The following is a 1,839-nucleotide window of genomic DNA, read 5'->3' on the forward strand; positions in this document are numbered from 1 at the left end:
TGATCTTGGTCGTGAACCCGTCTACCAGGAGCTTTCTTCATGCCCGCCGCCGGGGTCACCCGCCCAACCACCCGTCAGGTTGGAAACGGCTCAGTTGCCAGGATTCGGTCGGCGTCGGTGATCTTTTGGCGGAAGAGGCCGCCGCGGGTTCCGGGTCGCCGGTCACCGCCGCGCTGGCGATGCCGGCGTTCTTCGAGGGCGGCCTGGTAGGGCAAGGTGATCCGGTCGACCAGTGCCTGGAGGTCTGGTCGGGGCATGCCGGTGAGGGTGGGGTGGGACAGGGCCTGGGAGAGTTCCATTCGGCTGGTGGTCGCGCCGCCTTCCGCCCAGTCGCGCAGTTCCCGGGCGGAGGAGAAGTAGTGCGCGGTCTGTGTGACGGTGATCTTCTGTGCGTCCATGAGTGTGCGGGTCTCACCGATGACCTTGCCGATGGTGACCGCGTTGATGGCCAGCAGATCGACCAGGACCTTCTGGGAACAGACGCGGCGCAAGTAGATCACGGTGATCAGGACGCGATCGGCGTTCGAGAGCAGGGGTCTGCCGTGGGCTCCGGGGGCCTGCAGCCGTCGGCTGCCGCGCTGCTGGAACTTGCGTTGTTCGGCCTGGGCGGCTTGTGCGGGGGCCAACTGGTCGCGCAGCGTGTCCAGTTCCGATGCGGTCATGCCGCTCAAGCGGGGGTCGGTGAGCATTGTGAGGACCTGCGCCCTGGTGCGGTCTCGATCGCTGGGGCTGACCTGGCTGTCGTCCTCGGCACCGGCGGCGGTGATCGTGTAGTTCCAGGATCCGTGCTGGTCATGGGGTGTGATCGGCAGCGAGCGCAGGTGGTCGCGGGTGACGGAGGTGCCCACCGGGTAGGCACCGGTGTCCAGCTCGGCGTGAACGCGCAGGCCGGTACGGGTGCGTGTCGCGGCGATGCTGTTGACGACGACTTCATAGCTGGTCAGGGGCCTGCCGCGCCAGTTCATGGTGATGTGGGAGAACAGCCGGTGCTCAATCTTGTTCCAGTGTTTCCTGAATGCAGAGGGGAATTCGATGTAGGACAAGTTTCTTGAAGCAGTGCTGTGTGACCGATGAAGGATTGGCCCTTCGGAGCCGCCCTGCGGGGGGGAGGCTTCAAACCGCCTCATGCCGCGTTAGCCGAAGACTGTCGTGGTGAGCGATGAGGAAAAGGCGTCCAAGAGGCGTCAGGTGGGGATCAGGGAGACGAACGCAAGTGAATCGTTGCTGACGTGTCGAAAGATTCCGACGACATCAAAACCGGGGAGCTTGGAACCGCCCCGGGATAAGCCTGGCGGGAGCCCGCCGACTGGCCAGGCGGTGTCCGGCATGGAGACGACGTGAACCTGATCTGCCGCGGTCATGTGGAACAGGAGAAGGCGCGTGCCGATACGGCCCGCCCTGGTAGGGGCGGGCGAGAGGGAGCACCCCGAGCGGCTGCGTCGTGAAGGGGCTGAGTACCGATGCGGGACGCGCCGGCGGACCGGCTCGTAGTAGTGGAGAAGCCCCTGTAATGGGGGTGGAGCGAAGGGGCCGGGTCGTTCGTGACTGAGTTGATCGCATCAACCGGACGGTGTCCGGGAGGAGTTCGGTGGACCAGTTGAAGTCGCAGGCCAAACCGTTTGAGATTTCTAAGTGGGAAGTCAAGGAAGCATGGGAGGAAGACAGGGCTAACAAGGGAGCACCGGGCGTGGACGAGCAGAGTATTGCCGACTTCGAGAAGGACCTGAAGAACAACCTCTACAGGGAGCCGTTTCCAACCTGACGGGTGGTTGGGCGGGTGACCCCGGCGGCGGGCATGAAGAAAGCTCCTGGTAGACGGGTTCACGACCAAGATCACCA

The 1,839-nt window shown here is 64.3% G+C and carries 2 protein-coding genes; one reads left to right on the forward strand and one right to left on the reverse strand.

Features of this window, described 5'->3' with window-relative positions:
* Positions 1-74 precede the first annotated feature (74 nt).
* Positions 75-1,043 carry a hypothetical protein gene (locus ACFV5H_RS37780; protein ID WP_385199183.1) on the reverse strand — a complete coding sequence of 323 codons (969 nt, stop codon included), beginning with the start codon at positions 1,041-1,043 and terminating at the stop codon, positions 75-77.
* Positions 1,044-1,588: 545 nt separating this feature from the next.
* On the opposite strand from ACFV5H_RS37780, the gene ACFV5H_RS37785 reads away from it, so the two are divergent.
* Positions 1,589-1,762, forward strand: a complete 174-nt coding sequence (locus tag ACFV5H_RS37785) for a hypothetical protein (RefSeq protein ID WP_385199185.1) — start codon at positions 1,589-1,591, stop codon at positions 1,760-1,762.
* The last annotated feature ends 77 nt before the right edge of the window (positions 1,763-1,839 follow it).

The organism is Streptomyces sp. NPDC059787 (assembly GCF_042732315.1).
Taxonomy (GTDB): domain Bacteria; phylum Actinomycetota; class Actinomycetes; order Streptomycetales; family Streptomycetaceae; genus Streptomyces; species Streptomyces atrovirens.